16 protein-coding genes, 1 tRNA gene and 1 pseudogene are annotated in these 20,278 nt (G+C 37.8%); 17 read left to right on the forward strand and 1 reads right to left on the reverse strand.

Annotated features, from left to right (window positions below; all coding sequences use genetic code 11):
- The first annotated feature begins 178 nt into the window (after positions 1-178).
- Positions 179-2,758 (forward strand): DNA translocase FtsK, encoded by a 2,580-nt coding sequence (locus ACFIJR_RS00290; RefSeq protein WP_375653162.1) that lies wholly within the window; start codon positions 179-181, stop codon positions 2,756-2,758.
- Positions 2,759-3,933: 1,175 nt separating this feature from the next.
- Entirely contained in the window at positions 3,934-5,640 is a 1,707-nt protein-coding gene (locus tag ACFIJR_RS00295) for an ATP-binding protein (protein ID WP_375653164.1), read from the forward strand.
- Between the two features lie 18 nt (positions 5,641-5,658).
- Here the strand turns inward: ACFIJR_RS00295 and mscL are convergent, their stop codons facing one another.
- Positions 5,659-6,066 (reverse strand): large conductance mechanosensitive channel protein MscL, encoded by a 408-nt coding sequence (gene mscL, locus ACFIJR_RS00300; protein ID WP_375625612.1) that lies wholly within the window; start codon positions 6,064-6,066, stop codon positions 5,659-5,661.
- A 1,326-nt stretch (positions 6,067-7,392) separates the two neighbouring features.
- Here mscL and ACFIJR_RS00305 point away from each other — a divergent pair.
- The 15 genes and pseudogenes from ACFIJR_RS00305 to ACFIJR_RS00375 all read left to right on the forward strand — a co-directional run bounded on the left by ACFIJR_RS00305 (position 7,393) and on the right by ACFIJR_RS00375 (position 20,262).
- The gene (locus ACFIJR_RS00305; protein WP_375653166.1) at positions 7,393-8,475 is read left to right on the forward strand and encodes a quinone-dependent dihydroorotate dehydrogenase; all 1,083 of its coding nucleotides are present in this window, start codon (positions 7,393-7,395) and stop codon (positions 8,473-8,475) included.
- A 139-nt stretch (positions 8,476-8,614) separates the two neighbouring features.
- Positions 8,615-8,691 (forward strand) — tRNA-His (locus tag ACFIJR_RS00310).
- A 546-nt stretch (positions 8,692-9,237) separates the two neighbouring features.
- Positions 9,238-9,537: a hypothetical protein gene (locus ACFIJR_RS00315; protein WP_375651607.1), complete on the forward strand. Its 300-nt coding sequence runs from the start codon at positions 9,238-9,240 to the stop codon at positions 9,535-9,537.
- A 75-nt stretch (positions 9,538-9,612) separates the two neighbouring features.
- A complete protein-coding gene (locus ACFIJR_RS00320) occupies positions 9,613-10,533 on the forward strand; it encodes a hypothetical protein (RefSeq protein WP_375653169.1) in 921 nt (306 codons plus the stop codon).
- Positions 10,530-10,679, forward strand: coding sequence for a hypothetical protein (locus ACFIJR_RS00325; protein ID WP_375651605.1), 150 nt, complete (start codon positions 10,530-10,532; stop codon positions 10,677-10,679). The genes ACFIJR_RS00320 and ACFIJR_RS00325 overlap by 4 nt, the downstream gene beginning before the upstream one ends.
- A gap of 145 nt (positions 10,680-10,824) precedes the next feature.
- Positions 10,825-11,664, forward strand: coding sequence for a hypothetical protein (locus ACFIJR_RS00330; RefSeq protein ID WP_375651604.1), 840 nt, complete (start codon positions 10,825-10,827; stop codon positions 11,662-11,664).
- The gene (locus tag ACFIJR_RS00335; protein WP_375653172.1) at positions 11,657-12,544 is read left to right on the forward strand and encodes a hypothetical protein; all 888 of its coding nucleotides are present in this window, start codon (positions 11,657-11,659) and stop codon (positions 12,542-12,544) included. Before ACFIJR_RS00330 ends, ACFIJR_RS00335 begins: the two co-directional genes overlap by 8 nt.
- Positions 12,545-12,546: 2 nt before the next feature.
- On the forward strand, positions 12,547-13,461 hold the full coding sequence (locus ACFIJR_RS00340; RefSeq protein WP_375653174.1) for a hypothetical protein: 915 nt from the start codon (positions 12,547-12,549) through the stop codon (positions 13,459-13,461).
- Between the two features lie 200 nt (positions 13,462-13,661).
- On the forward strand, positions 13,662-14,069 hold the full coding sequence (locus tag ACFIJR_RS00345; protein WP_375653177.1) for a hypothetical protein: 408 nt from the start codon (positions 13,662-13,664) through the stop codon (positions 14,067-14,069).
- The gene (locus ACFIJR_RS00350) at positions 14,060-14,857 is read left to right on the forward strand and encodes a beta-hydroxyacyl-ACP dehydratase (protein ID WP_375653179.1); all 798 of its coding nucleotides are present in this window, start codon (positions 14,060-14,062) and stop codon (positions 14,855-14,857) included. Before ACFIJR_RS00345 ends, ACFIJR_RS00350 begins: the two co-directional genes overlap by 10 nt.
- A gap of 146 nt (positions 14,858-15,003) precedes the next feature.
- Positions 15,004-15,369 carry a hypothetical protein gene (locus tag ACFIJR_RS00355; protein WP_375651599.1) on the forward strand — a complete coding sequence of 122 codons (366 nt, stop codon included), beginning with the start codon at positions 15,004-15,006 and terminating at the stop codon, positions 15,367-15,369.
- Positions 15,370-15,403: 34 nt separating this feature from the next.
- A complete protein-coding gene (locus ACFIJR_RS00360; RefSeq protein ID WP_375625177.1) occupies positions 15,404-15,907 on the forward strand; it encodes a hypothetical protein in 504 nt (167 codons plus the stop codon).
- Positions 15,908-16,210: 303 nt separating this feature from the next.
- A complete protein-coding gene (locus ACFIJR_RS00365) occupies positions 16,211-16,333 on the forward strand; it encodes a hypothetical protein (RefSeq protein ID WP_375653182.1) in 123 nt (40 codons plus the stop codon).
- An 898-nt stretch (positions 16,334-17,231) separates the two neighbouring features.
- Positions 17,232-17,375: pseudogene (locus ACFIJR_RS00370) on the forward strand (DUF2924 domain-containing protein); the annotation flags it as partial.
- 1,018 nt (positions 17,376-18,393) lie between these two features.
- A complete protein-coding gene (locus tag ACFIJR_RS00375; RefSeq protein WP_375651598.1) occupies positions 18,394-20,262 on the forward strand; it encodes a site-specific DNA-methyltransferase in 1,869 nt (622 codons plus the stop codon).
- Positions 20,263-20,278 lie beyond the last annotated feature (16 nt).

The raw sequence follows: 20,278 nt of genomic DNA on the forward strand, positions 1-20,278 counted from the left end.
AAACTGAGCAATTTATATCGTAAATATGCAGAAGGGGGATTATGAATATGCATTATGGCATTATTTTTTTCATTAAAAAGTAACCATCAGCAAAAGGTTATTAACCTTCGTATGATAGTTTCTACGAATTCTTTTTGAAAAGGTTATTTTTCTCATTGCTATAAATTTGTTGGGTGCCATGCATAATTCGAAAACAAAATCTATTTCTACGCCTTCTTTTTCTGATGATGGTACGAAAGGTGCATCAAGAGAAGATTTATCTGTTAAGATTACGGAGATATTTCCTTATCCGGAAGTATGGAAAAAGGCATTTACCCTCGGAAAAAATGTCCGTTTCACGCGAACCCCAGAAGTTGAGATTTTGCGTCGTCGTATAGAAACAGATCCAGTTTTTGCAAAGCAGTTTAAAATTTTTACGAAGCAAGATCAAAAAAAAATTACAGATACAGATATTGCACGTTGTAACAAGAAAACAACAAGCGTTTCATCGACAAAAAAAGTCATTAATCCTCAATCAATAGAAAATAAAACGTCGGTTTGTCATTCAACAGTTTTGAAGCAGTTGTCACGACAAGTTACTCGTATACCATCAGAAAATATCCCACTTGAGGAGGGTAAACAAGAGCATAAATTACCAGTAGAAAATATGCTACAAAAAATGAATCCTGCTTGGCATCTTTCCGATGATGCATTTTTTGAATGCGTATCTTTGATATTTGAACATATGGATACTCAAACTTCAAAAGAGGATCAAACATCGATTGACACGACAAATGAAATTACATCCGATATTCCTTCTATCTTTGATGAGTCAATAACTGCTCTTTACCGTGTTCTCGAATACCGCTTTCCGCAACTCTATGATTCAATTACATCAGAATCTCTAGCGGAAAGGATGCGAGGCGTTGAGCAAATTTCTGATTTAATGCATACGAATAATGATATTACTAAAGAATGTCATTCTAAGCTTTCTGTTGAAGATTCCGCTCATACGTTAAGTAATGCAAGGGCGTTAAACGATACTGTGGCACTAAGCGACGCTGAGTCTAATATAGAGACGAAAAAAACCAATAATAATATTGTCGACTGCATAACAAAGAATGTCACACCAAATTTAAAAGATTTGTCTGTGATGCAAACAAACGGTAAAACGAAAATATTGCAATCTGCCCGCGTGCCATTAAGCAATTATGATTCTGCTTTTATGCAAAATATTCAATCTATTGACAGTGATGCTTATGAGTTTCCTCCGATCAATTTATTACAGGAACCTGTTTTTCATGAAGGTACGATGATTCCTCAGGAAACATTGGAACGCGGTGCTGGGTTTTTGGAAAGTGTTTTGGAAGATTTTGGCATTAAGGGTGAAGTTATCCATGTACATCCAGGGCCAGTGGTTACAATGTATGAATTTGAGCCTGCTGCGGGTGTAAAATCATCGCGCGTTATTAATCTTTCTGATGATATTGCGCGTTCTATGTCTGCTATTTCTACACGCGTTGCTGTCATTCCTGGACGGAATGTTATAGGGATTGAGTTACCCAATGCGGTTCGTGAAACCGTTTATCTACGGGAATTAATTCAAACACGTTCTTTTCGTGAAAGTGAATTTAAACTTGCTCTTGCTTTGGGGAAAGGGATTAGTGGTGAGCCGGTCATTGTAGAATTAGCAAAAATGCCTCATTTATTGGTTGCAGGAACAACAGGATCAGGTAAGTCTGTAGCAATTAATACAATGATTTTGTCGATTCTTTATCGTATGACACCAAAACAGTGTCGTTTGATCATGGTTGATCCTAAAATGCTAGAGCTCTCTGTTTATGATGGCATTCCACATCTTTTAACACCTGTTGTAACAGATCCTAAAAAAGCGGTAACAGCTTTAAAATGGGCGGTTCGTGAAATGGAAGAGCGTTATCGCAAAATGGCTAAGTTAGGTGTACGTAATATTGATGGTTTTAATGCACGTGTTGCACTTGCGGCTCAAAAAGGTGAAACGATCATGTGTACTGTACAGTCGGGTTTTGATAAGGAAACAGGGGAAATGCTTTATCATGAAGAAGCCATGGATCTTACGCAGCTTCCTTATATTGTTGTGATTGTTGATGAGATGGCTGATCTCATGATGGTGGCAGGGAAAGAAATAGAGAATGCCATTCAGCGCCTAGCACAAATGGCGCGTGCGGCTGGTATTCATCTTATTATGGCAACGCAGCGCCCTTCTGTTGATGTTATCACAGGGACAATTAAAGCGAACTTTCCTACCCGCATTTCTTTTCAAGTGACATCAAAAATTGACAGTCGTACGATCCTAGGTGAACAAGGTGCTGAAACGCTTTTAGGTCAAGGAGATATGCTTCATATGGCGGGTGGGGGGCGTATTGTACGCGTTCATGGACCTTTTGTCTCTGATGAAGAAGTTGAATCCATTGTTGCACATCTTAAACTGCAAGGAAAACCTGATTATTTAGCAACCGTCACAGATAACGAAGATGATAACAAAGAGGATGCTTCTGCCGATTCAACGGTTGAAGTTTCTGAGGAAGAAAATTTTGATGAAGAGGGAGAGGAGCTTTATAATCAAGCTGTAAAGATTGTTATGCGTGATAAAAAATGTTCAACATCTTATATTCAGCGCCGACTTTCAATCGGCTATAATAAAGCAGCTTCTCTTGTTGAGAGGATGGAAGAAAACGGCATTGTTGGAGCCGCTAATCATGTGGGAAAACGTGAAATTTTACTCAATACAGGGAAATAAAAAAGCACATTAAAATGTGCGATTTTTAAAATGTTTGACAGACATTATTTAAATAGCGAATGCTTGTTTTATTTTTTAAAGCAGATGTGACCATGTATTTATAATAATATTAAAAAATTGAATGAAGAGTAATAAAACAAAAGTGATCTTTTGACTGCTGATACCAAAAGGGGAGGTATTTTTAACATTTCTAGATGATCTGGGATGTAAAGAAATTAAACAAATCTTTATATGAGAACAGATGATTTTTGTTCTCTTTTCTGATTGCAGAAAAATTCTTTGGTTAAATAATGCAGTGGTATATTTTTTTGTTTTCTCTTCTATAGCGGTTCTGATGAAAGAAAGGTCTTTTGGGGATTATGGAGAGCATCATAAGAAGAGTATCTAATATGCAAGTTTTGTTGCATTGGGTGTTTTAAAGCACTATGCTAAATTTGTTATTATTTGATATTATTGGTACAAGAAAGGTGTTCTTACGAGAAACTTTATTTGAAAAAGAAATTTTAATTTCTATTTTTATAATGCAATTTATTGATTTATAATAATAATTTATCATTATAAATATTGAATGAAAGTTTCAAATATCGTAAGATTTTTTTATTTCAAATCTGTTTCTGTTGAAACAAATAAAACGATTTTCTTGCGTATCGTAATGAATGTAGGGGTAAAAAGTTAAAAAAAAGAAATAAAAATGCCGCTTATGAACGCCTTCAAATGCCAAGAACTATTGGTGACATTAGGGGTTAAAATTAGTATAATGATGGTCCTAACCAGCTCTTTTATAAGCATAAAAATGTAATGTACAATGCCTTGCTATCTGTTATGCGGGCCTTTACATTCTACCATTTACGGATGCCGTCGTAAAATAAGCTTGGGGAGCTTGGGGGATATCTTTTTAAAACAGGCACATGAATGCGTAAAATAAGTGTATTCTTTTTGAGTACTATTTATGCGAGGGAGATGTTACCATTATTGTAACAAGTTTGTTACAATAATGGGTGAATAAGCAACAGGAGTTGGAGGATTCTTTTATTCTTGTTTTGTTGATGAAACAGTCAAAATTTTGCTACAGACAATTGATATGAGATATCAAGTTATTTTAACCAGAACAGGTAATTGTAAACAAATTAGCATTATTTATTTGAGAGTAAATCCAACACTTTTTAGTTTTAGTTATGCCATTAAAAGCAGATGAATTGAAGTTAAATACAAATGAATTAAAATGTCAGCAAGGAGCTTTTCGTTTTACACCAGAGCTTTTGCCTCGGCCTTTTACGTGGGAAATCGATCATAATGGTTTATTTTGTGAAGTCTCAAAAGAGCTAGCTGAAGTTGTTGGTCCTCTCTCTTCCTCTATTTTAGGATGTAGCTTTCATGAGCTTGCTCATCAATTTAATGATGATCGATATCTGGTTCTCAGTCATTTTATTGAAGCTGCTATGCCTTGGAGTAAAGAGATTGTTCAATGGCCTGTTGATGGTTGCTTACAATGGCTTGATGTTGAGTTGTCGGCTTTGCCAATTTTTGATGTTAAAAAGCAGCTTAAGGGGTTTCGTGGCTTTGGTGTTTTAAAAATACGAAAAGAAGTCCAAGAAAAAATAGATGAAAAGCTGGAAACAGAAATGCCATGTCTTACGGAGATAGAACGTTCAGCTTTTCATGAAATTGCAGAGAAATTACGTGATGAATTGAATTCATCGGTAAAAGAAAAAAAATTAGTTGAAGAAACAGCTATTCAGTTACCATATACACAAACATTGCCGGTAAATGCTATAGAACAAGCTCTCGTAAAAGAGCCCGCAGCAGTTTTATCATTGTTGGATACAGCAACAGATGGTGTTTTATGGTTGAATGAAGAGGGCTTTATTCAATCAGCAAGTAGGGCAGCCTTAGCATTAATGGGTTATGAAATAAATGAACTACGAGGACAGCCACTCTCTTCATTATTTACTTTGCAAAGCCGATTTTTTGTTGAAAAATATTTTAAATCAATCCGTGTGGAGGGGAAAAATCAGGTTTTAAATCGCAGAGAAACAGCTGATTTAATGACGAAAAATCATAAAAATATAACCGTTTTGATAACGATTGTATTTTTGGCACAGCAAGGCAATTATGCTGTTATGTTGCGTGATAGGGCACAAATAGTTCCATCAGGAGGAAAAAAAGCAGAAGAGGATAAAATTGTTGGGGTTGTTCATGAAATACGAACACCTTTGAATGCTCTTATTGGTTTTGCAGAAATTATGAGAGAAGGCCGTTTTGGTTCGATAGAAAATGAGCGCTATCGTGGATATTTACGCGATATTATTTCCTCTGGAAAACATATATTATTGCTGATTAATCAATTACTAGAGTGCTCGAAGATAAATTATTCTGTTTCCAATAACCAGATTGATTCTTCCATTATTTCTGAAACATTTGATGTGATATCTTGTTTACGTGCGACGATAGCTTTTCTTGAAACTCAAGCCAATCAGAACGGCATTATCATGCGTATTGTTGCTCCACCTCATGTTCCATTTATTCCTGTATCACAACAAGTGTTTCGCCAGATTGTATGGAATCTTCTTTCCAATGCTATTCGTTTTACACCTTTGGGTGGACAGATCATTGTTCACGTTTCTTATAGAAAAGAACGTGTAAAAATTTCAGTGAGTGATAATGGTATAGGGATGAACGAAGAAGAGATTATAAAGGCACTGCAGCCTTATGGTCAAGTAGAGCGCAAAGATGGCCGATCTGGTGATAGCGCTTTTATAGGAACAGGTTTAGGCCTCCCAATGTGTAAAGCAATGGTGGAAGAAAGAGGGGGACAATTTTTATTGTTCTCAAAACCCAATCATGGAACAACTGTGGAAATGTTTTTTCCTCGTGTTCCATGATGTAAATCTTGCATAAAATTATTTTTTCTTAGCCAAAAGATCTCTAATTTCTATTAAAAGTTGTTCTTCTGAAGACGTTTTTTTTGGGCTTTCTTCTTCTTTTCTACGGATTTTATTCATAGCTTTAACGAATAAAAAAAGAACCCAAGCGATAATGAGAAAATTGATAAGTAAAGTAATAAAGTGTCCATAGCTAATGGTTGCTCCAGTTGCTTTGGCGGCACTCAATGTTGCTTGTTTTTCGCCAGCAAGTTGAATAAACATATTAGAAAAATCAATTCCACCTGTAATCAGCCCAATGATTGGCATAAAAATATCATTGACAATTGAGTTAACCAAGTTACCAAAAGCACCTCCTATAATCACACCGATAGCAAGATCAATCATATTACCTTTTAGGGCAAATTCTTTGAATTCTTTAAGCATTGCGTTTTCCCCTTTATGTAAGCGATATACGGTAATTTACTTACCGCTTTTGATGAAAAAGGAAAGGGCAGATTTTATTTTTAGGATTATATTACAATATTAATGTTATTTTCAAAGAACTTTATAAGGTTTAATAACGAGCATTAGGGCTCTATTTGAATGTACATAGAACCTTTCTGAGAGAAAAGCTTTTTTGATAAAAACTATATCTGCTTTTTTCAACAGAAAGTAGAAAACCGTAACTTAATTTATATAATTGCCTCAAGATTTTTATGATAACATTAAAAAAAAGATTTTCACAGAATACCACAAAATGAGCAGCGTTGAAAGTTGAGCTATCAGGACACTTCTCAGATGAAGTGCATATATTGGTATAACATATTGTTATAAAAAGATAATTTTTAAATAAAAAATATATTTCAGTATTGATGGAAGAAATGGATAGATGAGGCAGGAGAAAACTTATAATTTAGTTCCTCTTAATTTAGTAAGCGATAATGGCAATTAGGAGGGCATTATGGCTTATCTAAAAGCTATTTTTACTGGGGTGCATGAGCTAAAATGGCGATAATTCTGATGGAAGAAACACATTTCATCTACTGGAAGATTGTATTAGTTTATAAATAGCAGAGCTCTAGGGTTTGCAAGATCATTTTGGTTTGGAAATCGTTGGTATGATAGGTGGGAGTTCAATGATCAACTGTCATTACTTAAAATATATGTTAGACAGAGCACTTATAGATGCAGAATTATATTTAGCGCATCAGAAATGGCAAAGCAAACAATGCAGTTTCTTTAAAATTTTATCAATAGAGTACAAATGATTGAATACCCTGTTGCTAATAAATAGCGCAACAATAGTATGAATTTAGATAATTTTATGAACTATGTATTCTATAAATGCTAGGAAAAATAGCTTTATAGAGCAAGCTCTGTTTCTATTGGCAACAATATCACACAAAGGAACTGTGGGAATAGGGATAATTTGCGTGCATTTTTAAGAGAATTATGAGCTTTACTGCATGAGATGTCACAAAACCATGGCTATGGTGAAGAGCCATTGATGTTTCAATTCATGCTGCATTCTATAAGATTAGGATTCACATTTTAATCTTTAAAAAATGTCGAAAAAGAGAAACGTTTTTTAAGAATAAAAATTTTTTACACAGTATACATCAAATAAACATGTATGGCTATTGTGTAATGAATTTTCTTCTAGAAGGGAAATGTTATTTGGATAATATGCTCTCTTTGATTGGTGATCTTTTGTGTTAAAAGATATAGGTGAGGTGCGATGGATCATTTTTATGTTGTGGAGAAGGATTGATGAGTTTTTTTCGTTGTATTGGCCGTTCTGCCTTATTTATGTTGGATCCAGAGCAAGCACACAGTTTAGCGATTCTCGGGCTGAAAAGTGGATTAAATGGCTGTCAAAAGGTTATCGATAAACGTTTGTGTGTAACTGTTTCTGGTCTTGAGTTTGAAAATTTTATTGGTTTAGCAGCGGGATTTGATAAAAATGCAGAGGTTGTGGATGGTATTTTTCGTTTAGGATTTGGTTTTACTGAAATTGGGACAGTGACACCAAAGCCTCAGATTGGAAATCCTAAACCACGGCTTTTTCGTTTAAAAGAAGATGAAGCGATTATTAATAGAATGGGCTTTAATAATGATGGACATCAAGTTGTTTACAACAGATTGCGTGCGCGTAAAAAAACTGGTGTTGTAGGAGTCAACATTGGAGCCAATAAGGATACGGTCGATAAGATTGATGATTATACTGTTGGTATTGCTCATTTTTATGATGTTGCTGATTATTTTACGGTTAATATTTCTTCTCCCAATACACCAGGTTTACGTGATTTACAGGCCCATGACAGTTTGCATCTTTTGTTGAGTGCAGTTTCGCAAGCGCGAAATGAGCAAGAGAACAAGCATGGATTCTCCATTCCTATTTTTTTAAAAATTGCACCCGATTTATCAGAGAAAGAATTAGATGATGTTGCTGAAGAAATAAAACTTTCTGATTTTAATGGACTGATTGTTTCTAATACAACTCTTGCACGCCAAGGTCTTAGCAATAGTCACCTCAGTAATGAAGAGGGGGGGCTTTCTGGACGTCCACTTTTTGAGCGTTCTACTATTGTGCTTGCAAAAATGCGTAAAAAATTAGGGAAGGACATTGCAATTATTGGTGTTGGCGGTGTAAAGGATGCACAAACCGCTTTGGAAAAAGTAAAAGCTGGTGCAGATTTAATTCAATTATATAGTGGGATGGTTTATGAAGGTCCAAATCTTGCTATAACTATTCTGCAAGAGATTTTGCAGATGATGCAACAAGACGGTGTTGATAACATAAAAGACTATCGTGATCATAGTCTTGAGCATTGGGCAAAATGTTCTTTGTAAAAAAACGCTTTTTTCTTCACAAAAAATTGCGAGATTTTTTTAAAGGGGCTTGCAAACTTTGTTGATCTTCCTTATGTCACATAAGCGGAGAATAAATGTTTACGAAATCGTGAACAGTTATGATACATTTGCTTTTTATGCGGTTGTAGCTCAGTTGGTTAGAGCGCTGGTTTGTGGCACCAGAGGTCGTAGGTTCAAATCCCACCAACCGTACCATTTGTCTTGTTACAACTTTTCTAATTCTTATTTTTGGCGTTTTGTGAGGCGGTTAAAAGCCGTGCTTGGCGGGCTTTTTTGCGTGTGAGCTGTCACGGAGCAGAGACCTTGCGCGGATGATTTTTCTCAAATTTTGTCCAAAACGGAATGATACGATCAATAATCGCTTGAAATATAAACGGGTTAACTAAATCTATAATTCTGATTGCAATTGCAACAATAAATATCTCTATCAGTATATTTACATACTTTTAGTATATTTTGTAAACCAAGAGAATCTTATTTAACTTTCATTATTATTGCTCATAATATAAACTATTAAGTTTAAACACATAAAATAAGTAAGCATAAATTTACTAAAATATGCCATATTTTTGACACAATATCCTTGATTTTGTCAACTATATATTATAAATGCGAACTTGCATGAAAATGCATTCATATCTCCAGGGGTGTTTCGGTGGTTGATTATGGGTAGGCCATTTTGGCGCGGGGACATAAGTAACCTTGGGGGAATTTATTTATACACTAAATTGGAGAAAATAAATGAGATTTTTAAATAGTTCGTACGATTATTGCAGTGCCGATAATTTTAGTAGCAAATATAACTCTGGTTTTGCGTTTGGTAACAAGTATGGTGCTGGGATTGGCCTTGGGGTTGGTGTTGGCGTAGGAGTGGCAACGCTTAATTTTAATACTGGCATGGCCGCAGCAAGCTTGGGGCTATCTGTAGGCGATAGGTTCGGAGGCACCATAGGCGGTTATGTTGGTTATGGTGTGGCTGCTGCCCAGTGTGGCATACAATCTTGGGGTCGATCTATTGCTCATTCAGGTGTGGGATGTTGATGCGCTTTTGATGTAGTTCTTTGGGTTATCCTAAAGCCTAGAATGGTGGTACTGTAAAAGGTGCCACCTTTATGTTTGAAATATTGTACAGGAGGAGCTATGGGCGAGTTTAGTATAGTGCTCGTTTATTTTTGTCTATTGTTTGTCATGTATCTATTCTTCAAAACTATTGCTATTAATGGAAAAAGCATGTTATACAGGAGCATGGTTGCATTCATAGTGGCGGCATTGGTTACCCCTCCCCTCATGTATGCCTTTGAGTATATAGTCGGTGTGCCCATAACATCTCCTCCTGTTATTATAATTATGTTCTTTCTTTCTTTTTGCATTGAATTTATACCCAATATAGTAAACAATATAAAATGCTTTAGTTTGGCCATTATCGCAAGTTGCCCCATTTTTTTCATCGCAGCTGGTTTTATTGTTATGAGTGATGACCTTCTGTTAGATTTTTTTGATCTGCAGCTTTCGGGCTATATTTATCTGCTTTTCATTATTCCGTTGATGATAGGGGGGGCTCGCTATGTCCTAATTGCTAAAGCTTTGAAGGAAAAATCTATGTCAGTGCTAGATTTAAGCATTTGTATTGGCTGTGGGTTTGCCATAGGCATCTTTTTTGTGTCATCACTGCTTTTATCAGACCTTCGAGAAATCTATCAACAGATAGGTTTTGCAAACAGGGAGGCAGTGAAAAAAATGTTTGATTATGCGGTGTTTGGTTTCGCTATTCTAACGGGCCAAGTTTTTTTGACATTTTTGATGGTTCTCTTTGTTACTACAAAGAAATATTATTGGTTGCTCCTTGATGTTCTTGCAGAGCTGTTTTTTAGCCTCTTTGTTTCTTATTATGTAGCGTTTGTTCATACAGATGATGACTATGGAATGGTTAGAAGTTGGATTTGTTTGATGTTTGTTGTTTATGTGTGCGCGCGTTACATTAAATCAAAGAATGTGAAGCTTAGCGTGATTAACCCGTTTAAAAAGAAAACTGAGTGAGAAGACAGGAGGCTATAGTTCTTTGGGTTATCCTAAAGCCTAGAGCAGCCACCCCAGGAGGGGCAGTTTCTAGAGCAATAGTAGGCGGGGTCCGTGGTGCATCCGCGAGTATTGCTAAAGCTGGTTGGGATTGTGTTCGCTTCTAAGTGGTGAAATTGTTGTTTGACCTGGCTTTTTTAACAAGGTAAAGGCCTTGCTAAGGGGTACACTATCAGCCTCTTAGCAGGGAGTTTTTCTCCCGCAATAATATCTTGGTATGCTTGGGAGGGCAAGGCGCTTTAAGGAAATTATATGTCTGACTTAATTTTTGGAATGCTGCTTAGTTTTGGGATAAGTTCCAGCCCTTGTCTCCTTAAAAACAATGGCTTGTTGGGCGAGCGTGTCATTTTTTTGGGGGGGCTAGCTGGCCTTTCCTGTGCTATCATCTTCGCTTATCCACATAGTGAAAGTGGGCTTCCAGACTTATCTTTGCTTTTGGTATGTTATTTTGGCATTCTTTTAATTCTGCACGAGCACTACTTATATAAATATTTAGTTCTTGGGTTCTGTGGTGCAGTTGCTACCTTGTGTATTGGGGCAGGTTTTATATATTTGAGTTCTTTGTTGCCATTGCCTGCTTTGTCTGCTGCTAATAATAGCCAGCAGCAGGTGGTGCATTACATGAGTTTGGTTGCTGCAAACTATCCCTTTTTTATCCTTTTGATATCAGTTTTAACTGCAGAGCTTTTGCGTTTGTGGTTGCTTCGCGTATATAAGCCAGAATTAGCTGCGCGTGAGGTCCTTTATTTCGGGCTGGGCTGTGGGGGTGTTCTAGACTTATGCTATAAGACCCTCCCAGCTCTTTTTCTTTACTTGAATTACCGTGTTGATAGGGCGCCACAAATGGTGGGCTATGTCGCATTTGAATCTTGTCCACAAGCGATCAGCTATCTTATTGCCGCGGGCATGATTGTATTGATGCATGTTGTAAATACGCGTTTTATGTATCTTGGTTTCCAAGATAAGCGCAAGGTCTATTTCTATCTGCCTTTTGTAATTCATTTTGCGGTTGGTCTTTTGTTTATGTTTGACATTTCTTCAGGCTATGCAATATTAATAAATTCTATTTTTGAGGTTTGCAATAATGCTTGACAAATTGACATTATCTGTTATCGGCGCCGTTTTTTGTCTGGTGCTGATTATTTTTCCTTTGATGAAGAAAAAAACATTGGTTGAACATTTGGTTTTCTTGCTCGTTGTTTTGTGTCTTGTTTTTCTTTATGTTTATGGCGCTACGAGTTATTTTCCTTATTATGTTTTGGCGCTTTCGCTTATATTGGGGTACCGCTGGTTATTCTCTTTGGTTAAAACGTTTAAAGGCACGAAGGCGATTATTGGGTCAAGCGCTGGTTGTTATGTGCTTTTGATTTTTTTTCTATACGGCTTTATGAGTATGATAGGCAGTTTGATTTTAGATTTTTCTGCTTATAGTACGCCTAATATTGTTTTTGCTGTTGGTCTATTCCCTATAGGCATGGCGATTATGCAGTTTTTTTTGCTCTCTCATTGGGTGGCAGAAGATAATGGCAATGGTGTAGAGGCAGGACTGGGCGTGGGAATGGGGATTTGGGGGGCTGCTATAGGGCTTGTACTGCTTACATCTCTACCAGAAGCTGTGAAAATCCTAAAAGGGGCCTTTAGTCTTGATAGGGACGCCTTACTTTCTTTACTTGAGACGGTAATATATTATGCGTTTATTATAGGTCTGAATCTTTTATCAACTTTCTTAATGCTTGTGGTTTGCCTTGACAAGAAATGGCGTTTTTTTGTTCTTATCCTGCTTTTACAATGCTTGGCGGCTTGGGCGCGCTTTTCATGGCAGGCCGCTGAGCCAGAACTTCTTGCAATTGGGCATTATACAATCGCTACTATTCTTATGTTTGCTCTTATGCGGCAAATTTATGATTTTGTGCAAGACAGATTATCCATGAAGAAAAATAGCAGTTACGTTGTAGTAAATGAGGGGGCATAATAATGTTGGTTTTATTTATTACTTCGCTTCTCGCAGGCCTTATTTATGGCGCTGTCATTTATAATTTTTTTCGCTCTACGTTTAGTTGGATAAATGTGCTGTTGAGCGGCATAGTTTTTGGGGTGATTGTTCTGTTAGTATGGCGTTACTCGGAAACAGAACATAAACTTGATGCCTTACGTTTACTGCAAGTGCTTGGCGTTGTTTTTCTTCTATGTGTGTTTCATCATTTTCTGAAGTTCAAATTGGTTGTCGCTGGTGCTGTGGGATGGTTTGTTGCTAGCTGCATTGCTGGCGGGCTTATTGCTTTTTGGGAGCAATCTGTAATAAAAACGCTTTATATGATGAGTATTGTTGAAACCAAGAGTCGTGCAGAGCAGGGGCTGGCGCTTGTTTTTTTATTTTTAACATTTACGGTTTTTTTTGTTGTAGCAGAAGAAGCCATACGTCGTTGGTTAGTTACTAAGTTTTATCGGTGCTCGCCTAGTTTTTTGTGGCGTTTGCCGCTGAATATTGGCATAGGCTGGGGTTTATGCGAATTAGTTTATAAGGCGCTAGGGCCTTTCCTTGTTTATAATGGCTGGCCTATTCGATCTAGGTTATTAGCCGGTGAATATGTAATTTTTTATTCCTGGACGCAAGCGAGTATTTTTTTGTGTGCTTTAATGAGCGTCATACTTATGCATATTTTCAATACATGCTTGGCGTATCGTGGTGTTGTTACGCGCTCTAAATTTTATGCGTGTGCGCCTTTTTTTGTCCACGCTATTGTTAACTGTTTCGGTGCAACAGTGATGGTTACAGAGAAGGTTTGGTTTAATGTTGGGGGCAGCTTGTTTATTCTACTTTGTGTGATATTGTTCGTATATTTTGAAAGCAAAAATCCTTTAATACAAAACATAAAATTGCGCGCTTAAAGTGTTGTAGAGTGATGAATAACTTTGCGTACTCTAAGTATGGCTAGAGAGCCTGATACGCGCTTTCTGTTCTGCAAAAAATAGAGAAGGTTAGCACCGACGTAACGCGTCCAGTACCAAGAGCGACGTCATTTCTGCACTAATTGGGGGGAGGGTGTGCTACTGGCCACGCGCATATGGGAGCCTAAAAATATGCTATCATGCGACTTTCTAGTGTCCTCCATGAGATTGAAGCCGGGAATTTTGAGGCGGCGGTAACGCATTATTGCAAAGATAAACTCTGGCTAGGGTTTGGTCATCCGATTATGCAATGGGATGTCCGGGTTGATTTCTTTTTTTCACGCTTTCAGGTGCCTATGCGCCCCTTCAGTTCGCTTGTGCGATCTATTTCAGACAATACAGGACTGCAACCCAATGTCGATTTTCTAATTGCAAGCATCATGAGTAAATATCGGGCTTCTCATGAGCTGGGATTGTTGGCTTTTTTCGTTTGTCGTATGCCGATACTTCTCGCGCACTATCAAGCGCGGTTTAGCGCTCATTCCTTCGGTTTATCATCAAAGGATTTAAGAGAAAAATATAAAAAGGTCTCCCAATTATGGCTATAAAGCATCGCACCGAGCCAAATTTCTTGGGTATATGTCAGAGTATCACCTTAACCGCACCGATGCGTGCTTGCGGGCAAATCGATATTTCTCACTGGGAGTTAGCCCATAACTATTTGAAGCAGGGCTTGTTACTCGAAGCCTTGCATCAGTTTTCAGTTCGATTCGCCACCATGGTGGCTAAAAACTCGGATCTCACTTATCGCTATCTCCCTGTTATGGTTGAACAGTTTTTCTCTACCACCCATTTTGATAGCGATCGGTTATGCGTTGAAGGACATATTGAACGCATTAATGAGGCCTACCGTATTCACTGTAAGGCCAGCACATATGACAATGGAAAGGCCGTTATTGCGCAGGCAATCATCATTGTCAGTAAGGTCTTCTTCCCTAGCTCGTGTTCTGAGAAAGCCGCTCTTCCATTACTAGGCGATTTATGTAAGATTTCCTCCGTAACCGGAGATTCTTGTACTTTTTCATTTAATGCGCATCACCCGCTTTTTGAGGAACATTTCCCCTCCCGCGCCGTATGTCCTGGTTCACTATTGATTGAGATGGTTCTGGCTTTGGCCACGCAGGGTAGGGCGACAAATATCGCATCTGTTGCGCTGAAAAAAGTAAAGTTCATTGAAGCAGTTTATCCGGGAGATACCTATCAGTTGACCATTAAACAGGATACAGAGGGTGAACCGGGTGGCGTTTTTTATATTCATACGGAAACTAAAAAACGAAGCACTTGCGGTAAGTTTTCTATCAAATATAAAAAGGAGGATGCGCCATGTTTAACATAATAATCTCTTTTATTCCGTGGAGTATTTACTCCTAGGTTATAAATGGAAACGTTTTAACTCTGGTCGAATGCTCTCTCATCTTGACTGTGCTTTTATTATTAATTATTGCTCTGAATATTAAATTTATCCGACAGGGAGAACCCGTGATGATTACGAACATTCTGGCATTTATTGTCCTGTTTGTTAATTATTTCGCTGGATGGTCTACACTTTTACTGAACTACCCCACAGTTTTTTGCTATCTGTCACTTGCTCTGGTTTCATTGATGAGCTTGCTGGTAAAGAAACCCTTTACCATTTTTTATGCTCCTGCTGGTGTTTCTGAAGAAAAACGCAAACATATCCTCTTTTATCTCATCAATAAATATATTACATGGATTTGGGTCATCATCTTTTTTGCCAATGGTCTTCTAGGGGCTTTTTTTACATGCTCCCCCCAGCTTTGGTTGATCACTATGGGTTTAATTTGGGTTGGTATTCTTTTTTCTAAATATCTTCCTAACATCATATAATATTTTTATCGCATCAAACATCATGGAGCATAATATGTCATTGTTTAACATTCTGACCGGAACCCCTTTATGGGCTTGGATTTTGCTTATTTTTCTCATCGCGAGGGGAATAATCGCATTGAAAGATAGGGAAATGAAGGTTTACCGCCTTTTTCTCTTGCCGTTAGTCTTTCTTTTTTTGGGCGCAAGCGATGTGATTAACCAGCTGGCGTTCCCGCGCTGGGGAGCAATCTCAATGTTGGCAGGGCTGATGATCGGCTTTGGCGTTGGCTGGTTGCTCTGGCGTGCCACTCCGCGTTTAAAAATCAAAGAGGGAACGGATTTCATTATTCTGCCTGGTACGCCGTTGACGCTGACATTTATTCTTATCGCTTTTGTCATCAAATTCACATTGATTGTTTTTCTCAAGGTTGTACCTGATTTGAAATATGCATTTGATTTTAACCTTCTTTTTGGTCTTTTAAGTGGGTTTACTGGTGGTGTGTTGTGGGGCGGCACATTAAATTTATATATAGCATTTCGAAAGAATCCAAATTAATCCCTATACCATTAGCTGTGGGTGCTTCCCATTAGAACTATCTCAATAGAAGCTTATTCCTAACAACAACGCTGCATACAAATGCAGCGTTGCCTCGTAGTTTCAGATTTTTTTATCCCAGCGCGTGAAGAGGTGAGGGAAGTGATATATCTGACTATGCCCCCTTGGGGGAAGAGCGAGCCTAAAGGTTTAGAATGCTATGAGTTTGAGCTAGCTGGACTTTGAGCAGATGGTTTATCGCTCATGGGAAATCATTTTGTTTTACGATTCAAAAAGAGGATAGTGATGGTCTCATTGGCGTAGGTGGGCAAGAAAACTGTTAGCTTGGCAATGCGTCAACAATTTGTAGAACTATGTTGTGGAACCCATATGCAAAGCGGTTGCTATGATGGCACGATGCTTTTATCAAGCATTATGATATGGTAGGAACTGGTGTTTAAGGGTGCAACTGCGGTCACTGTACGATCCAATAGCATTACGTCTGAGTATTTAGGAGCGGTAGACTCTGTACAGGCTATGCGTACAATATGTGAAGCACGCTTGCGGGAATCAGTGTGTCATTATTGTGTTGTGCACGCAACCCTCTAGCGAGTACTTCATTGGTAAGGCTGTTTTTTGAAGCTAGTTGTAATTATCTGTGTGTTTTTAAAGAGAACGTTAGCACCGATGTATCGCGTGCAGTACCATTTTCCTTTATAAAACTATTCTCATTTCTTTTGTTTCTTTAAGAAATCTGCACTTCTCAGCCTTTTTTGCATATGATCGATAACGTAGCTCAAGTTCCTTGAGACAGTGAATTTTTCTCTCTTTTTGCTAAAAATGCCCAAACCATCTTATTTAGTCGAGACTTAGTTTAAGAAGGGATCTTCTAAATTTATTATTTTTTTCAATAGGATATAAATTTCTCGTTTTGGGTGCGCGGTAGACTTATAGCAGTAACAAGCTTAGGCGTATAGTTAGCAGATACCGTCATTATTGAGGAGTTTATTTAAATTGTGTTTGATCGATTGAGGTATACAGAAAAACGTGATCAATAAGCTTAGGTTTATTGGTTCTAAGCGTGGAGGGGGGTGAGCTATCCAATGCAAAAGAATAAATTGTTTTTTTGCGCTGAGCGTTGGTTATTTTTCGACATAATTGCATTTTGGTCTAACTTTGTGAACACACACTATTTCTGACTAATCGAGGAAATAGAACATTCATGTGTTGAGAGGATTAGACAATGAGTTGTAAACAATTAGAGCAAGAAATAGCCACTGTAAAGTATACGTCAATGTAGGAGTCCAAAGCCTTATGACACACTTATTTCAGTGACGATTATTTAGGACAAACGCATCATGTGCTTGTGGTGCCAAAAGGCTATCAATATGAGGGAAAGATTTACAAAAGCTTGAAAGCTATTGCCAAGCATATTACCGACATCAATTGGAATGGCCATTTATTTTTTGTCCTTTTAAGGCGTGGATGAGAGGATGACAGGGGACAAGAAAGGTGCTTAAACAAGCGATAAAACCAATACGCGGCGCTATATATAGACGTAAATTCACCGAAGAAGGCTTAGGAGTTTAACTCACTGGATGACAAAAAGAAGCAGGCGAAAGCTTTGTTAAAGCTTATTGTCATGAAGGTTGGCAATGAATACCAACGTTGTTGATAATGTAAAAATCATGCCGCAATATATTTAAGGAGTGAGTGCAAGAGATTAATACATTCCTATGGCAGATTGTAGAAGCATGGTTTGCGATCCTAATTATATGATTGGTAAGGCCAAATCATTCAGGGACAAAATGATAAGAGCTATATTTTATTATGAATCTGACGCACAGTATAAAACCTATAAAGGTAAAGCGTTTTATAGCATGGGGAAGATTTTCAACATGTTGTCGGACGTTTGAGGGTGTTTTTACCCTCCGTAAAAGGTATTTTAGCAAATCTTGCTTGCACGGACAAGGGAGAACTAGAAGTGGATGCCGACATAATCCCTTGAGAAATTGGTTTTTATTGCATCGAAATAAATGATGAAGAAATTTATGTTTTAGTTGACAGTGATAGTACTTGTATGTGCTTGACTAAGCCACATGTGACGCAATTTTAAAATTACCTATGGTGGCATGTCGTCAAATTGACGATACAGCTCTTCGATTTGTCAGAAATAGGACAAGGCTAAAAGATAGACATATTTTGGATGTGCTTGTGCCAATTGATAAGCTTACTGATAATGTTTGTAAGTGCCATAATAGCACACAAGAAAAAATATAAAATCGCCGCATGTGGTAATGCGAATTGATCTAGCTGACTTGCGTAAGCAAAAAGAAATAAAACAAGCACAAGAAACTTTAAAAAATAAAGAGAACTGCTTATACGACACTTTGCATGGAAGTAAATTTGCAGAGGATACAGAAATAAATAGGATAAAAGGAATTGCGACGTACAAAAGAAATATTCATAGACATATTTTATACTAAGCGTAACGGAGAAGCGCAAAGATGAGTATAATAGCAGGTGAAGATAAAATAGAGGGCATGAGTCAAAGTCCAGTTAATCCAGACATAGAAAAGTTAAAAGCAGCCTTTCCGCAATGTTTTGCTGAGGGAAAGCTCAATATAGATCAGCTTCTTAATCTATGCGGCGAATATATTGATAATGATTTTGAGAAGTTCAAATTTGAATGGAAGGGCAAAGGAGCAAGTTTAAAGCTTGCTCAAAAGCCTTCATTTGCGACATTGCGCCCGAAGCGCGAGGAGAGCGTAAACTTTGATAATACACATAATCTTTATATTAAGGGCGATAATCTTGAAGTGTTAAAACTTATCCAGCGGGCTTATTTTGGCCAAGTGAAGATGATCTATATAGACCCGCCCTATAATACGGGGAATGATTTTATCTATGGTGATGATTTTAAAGACCCATTGGCGCGATATAAGGAAGTGACGAGCCAAACGACAAAATCGAATCCTGAGACAATGGGGCGGTTTCACACTGCGTGGCTCAATATGATCTATCCGCGCTTGCGTTTGGCACAGACTTTATTGCGTGACGATGGGGTGATTTTTATCTCAATAGATGATCATGAAGTTCATAATTTGCGCAAAGTATGTGATGAAGTGTTTGGCGAAGAGAATTTTGTTGCGCAGCTGGTGTGGAGGAAACGCACTGGTGCTAATGATGCGCAAAACAATGTAAGTACAGACCATGATTACATTTTGTGTTATAGTCGCAGGCACACTGTTTTTAGTGGAGTACAAAAGAGTTTTGCAAATTATACCAACCCCGATAATGACCCGCGCGGGCCTTGGACGCAAGGTGATCTGACGTGTAATAAGACAGCATCAGAGCGGCCAAATCTTAATTACCCGATTACTGATCCACAAACGGGTGTAGTTTACCAGTGTAATCCCAATCGTGTATGGGCTTATGAAAAAGGACGAATGGCAAACATCATCAAAGAAGGCAAGGTGATCTTCCCAAAAAACGGACAAGGTACGCCTACTTATAAACGTCATCAAACAGAAGTTAAATCTCAAACTAAACCATTTAGTACAATGCTTGAAACAGATATGAATTTTATAGCGACCAAACAATTACGAGAACTTTTAGGCGGCCAATTTTTTGATCATCCCAAGGGTGTGAGTCTTATAAAGCAATTGATTGAACAGACGACCAGTGACAACGACATCATTCTCGATTTTTTCGCTGGCTCTAGTACAACAGCGCATGCAGTGATGGCTTTGAATGCCGAAGATGGTGGTAATCGCAAATTCATCATGGTGCAATTGCCTGAATTATGTGATGAAAAGAGCGAAGCCTATAAAGCTGGTTATAAAACTATCTGCGATATAGGTAGCGAACGTATTCGCCGCGCTGGTACACAAATCAAGCAAAAGCATGAAGCAGAACTCACAAGCGAGCAGCCTCTAGACACCGGATTTCGCGTTCTAGAGCTCGATAGTTCCAACTTTTCCATATGGGACGATAGCCCGATTGATCCGAATGCACTTGATGTTAAAGAAAAATTGCAAATGCGCTTGGATCATATTTTGCAGGGGGTGAATCCCGAGCGCTCTCATCAAGATATTATCTTCGAAATCATACTTAAATATGGTTGGCCACTGGATTTAAAAATTTATCCTTTACCAATCAATGGCAAAAAATTCTATTATATAGGCGAGAGCGAAGGCGATGTCTTGGTAATTATAGCTATAGACCCGCCCTTTGAACCCGAAGATGCGGAAGAGATGATAAAGTATTTGCCCGTAAAAATCGTAGCGCTTGATGCGGCCTTTAAAAGTGATGAGGCGCTTATTAATTGCGATTTTATCTTTAAAGACAATGAAGTAAGTTTTGATAAAATTTAAACTATAGAGAGACGAT

Origin of the sequence: Bartonella sp. OD88NMGDW, assembly GCF_042193775.1 — a bacterium.
Taxonomy (GTDB): domain Bacteria; phylum Pseudomonadota; class Alphaproteobacteria; order Rhizobiales; family Rhizobiaceae; genus Bartonella; species Bartonella grahamii.

Bases quoted from the DNA above. Each gene is read 5' to 3' on its own strand.
- ACFIJR_RS00290 (WP_375653162.1), top strand. From the start codon at position 179: ATGCATAATTCGAAAACAAAATCTATTTCTACGCCTTCTTTTTCTGAT.
- ACFIJR_RS00295 (WP_375653164.1), top strand. From the start codon at position 3,934: ATGCCATTAAAAGCAGATGAATTGAAGTTAAATACAAATGAATTAAAA.
- mscL (WP_375625612.1), bottom strand. From the start codon at position 6,066: ATGCTTAAAGAATTCAAAGAATTTGCCCTAAAAGGTAATATGATTGAT.
- ACFIJR_RS00305 (WP_375653166.1), top strand. From the start codon at position 7,393: ATGAGTTTTTTTCGTTGTATTGGCCGTTCTGCCTTATTTATGTTGGAT.
- ACFIJR_RS00315 (WP_375651607.1), top strand. From the start codon at position 9,238: ATGAGATTTTTAAATAGTTCGTACGATTATTGCAGTGCCGATAATTTT.
- ACFIJR_RS00330 (WP_375651604.1), top strand. From the start codon at position 10,825: ATGTCTGACTTAATTTTTGGAATGCTGCTTAGTTTTGGGATAAGTTCC.
- ACFIJR_RS00335 (WP_375653172.1), top strand. From the start codon at position 11,657: ATGCTTGACAAATTGACATTATCTGTTATCGGCGCCGTTTTTTGTCTG.
- ACFIJR_RS00340 (WP_375653174.1), top strand. From the start codon at position 12,547: ATGTTGGTTTTATTTATTACTTCGCTTCTCGCAGGCCTTATTTATGGC.
- ACFIJR_RS00345 (WP_375653177.1), top strand. From the start codon at position 13,662: ATGCGACTTTCTAGTGTCCTCCATGAGATTGAAGCCGGGAATTTTGAG.
- ACFIJR_RS00350 (WP_375653179.1), top strand. From the start codon at position 14,060: ATGGCTATAAAGCATCGCACCGAGCCAAATTTCTTGGGTATATGTCAG.
- ACFIJR_RS00355 (WP_375651599.1), top strand. From the start codon at position 15,004: ATGATTACGAACATTCTGGCATTTATTGTCCTGTTTGTTAATTATTTC.
- ACFIJR_RS00360 (WP_375625177.1), top strand. From the start codon at position 15,404: ATGTCATTGTTTAACATTCTGACCGGAACCCCTTTATGGGCTTGGATT.
- ACFIJR_RS00375 (WP_375651598.1), top strand. From the start codon at position 18,394: ATGAGTATAATAGCAGGTGAAGATAAAATAGAGGGCATGAGTCAAAGT.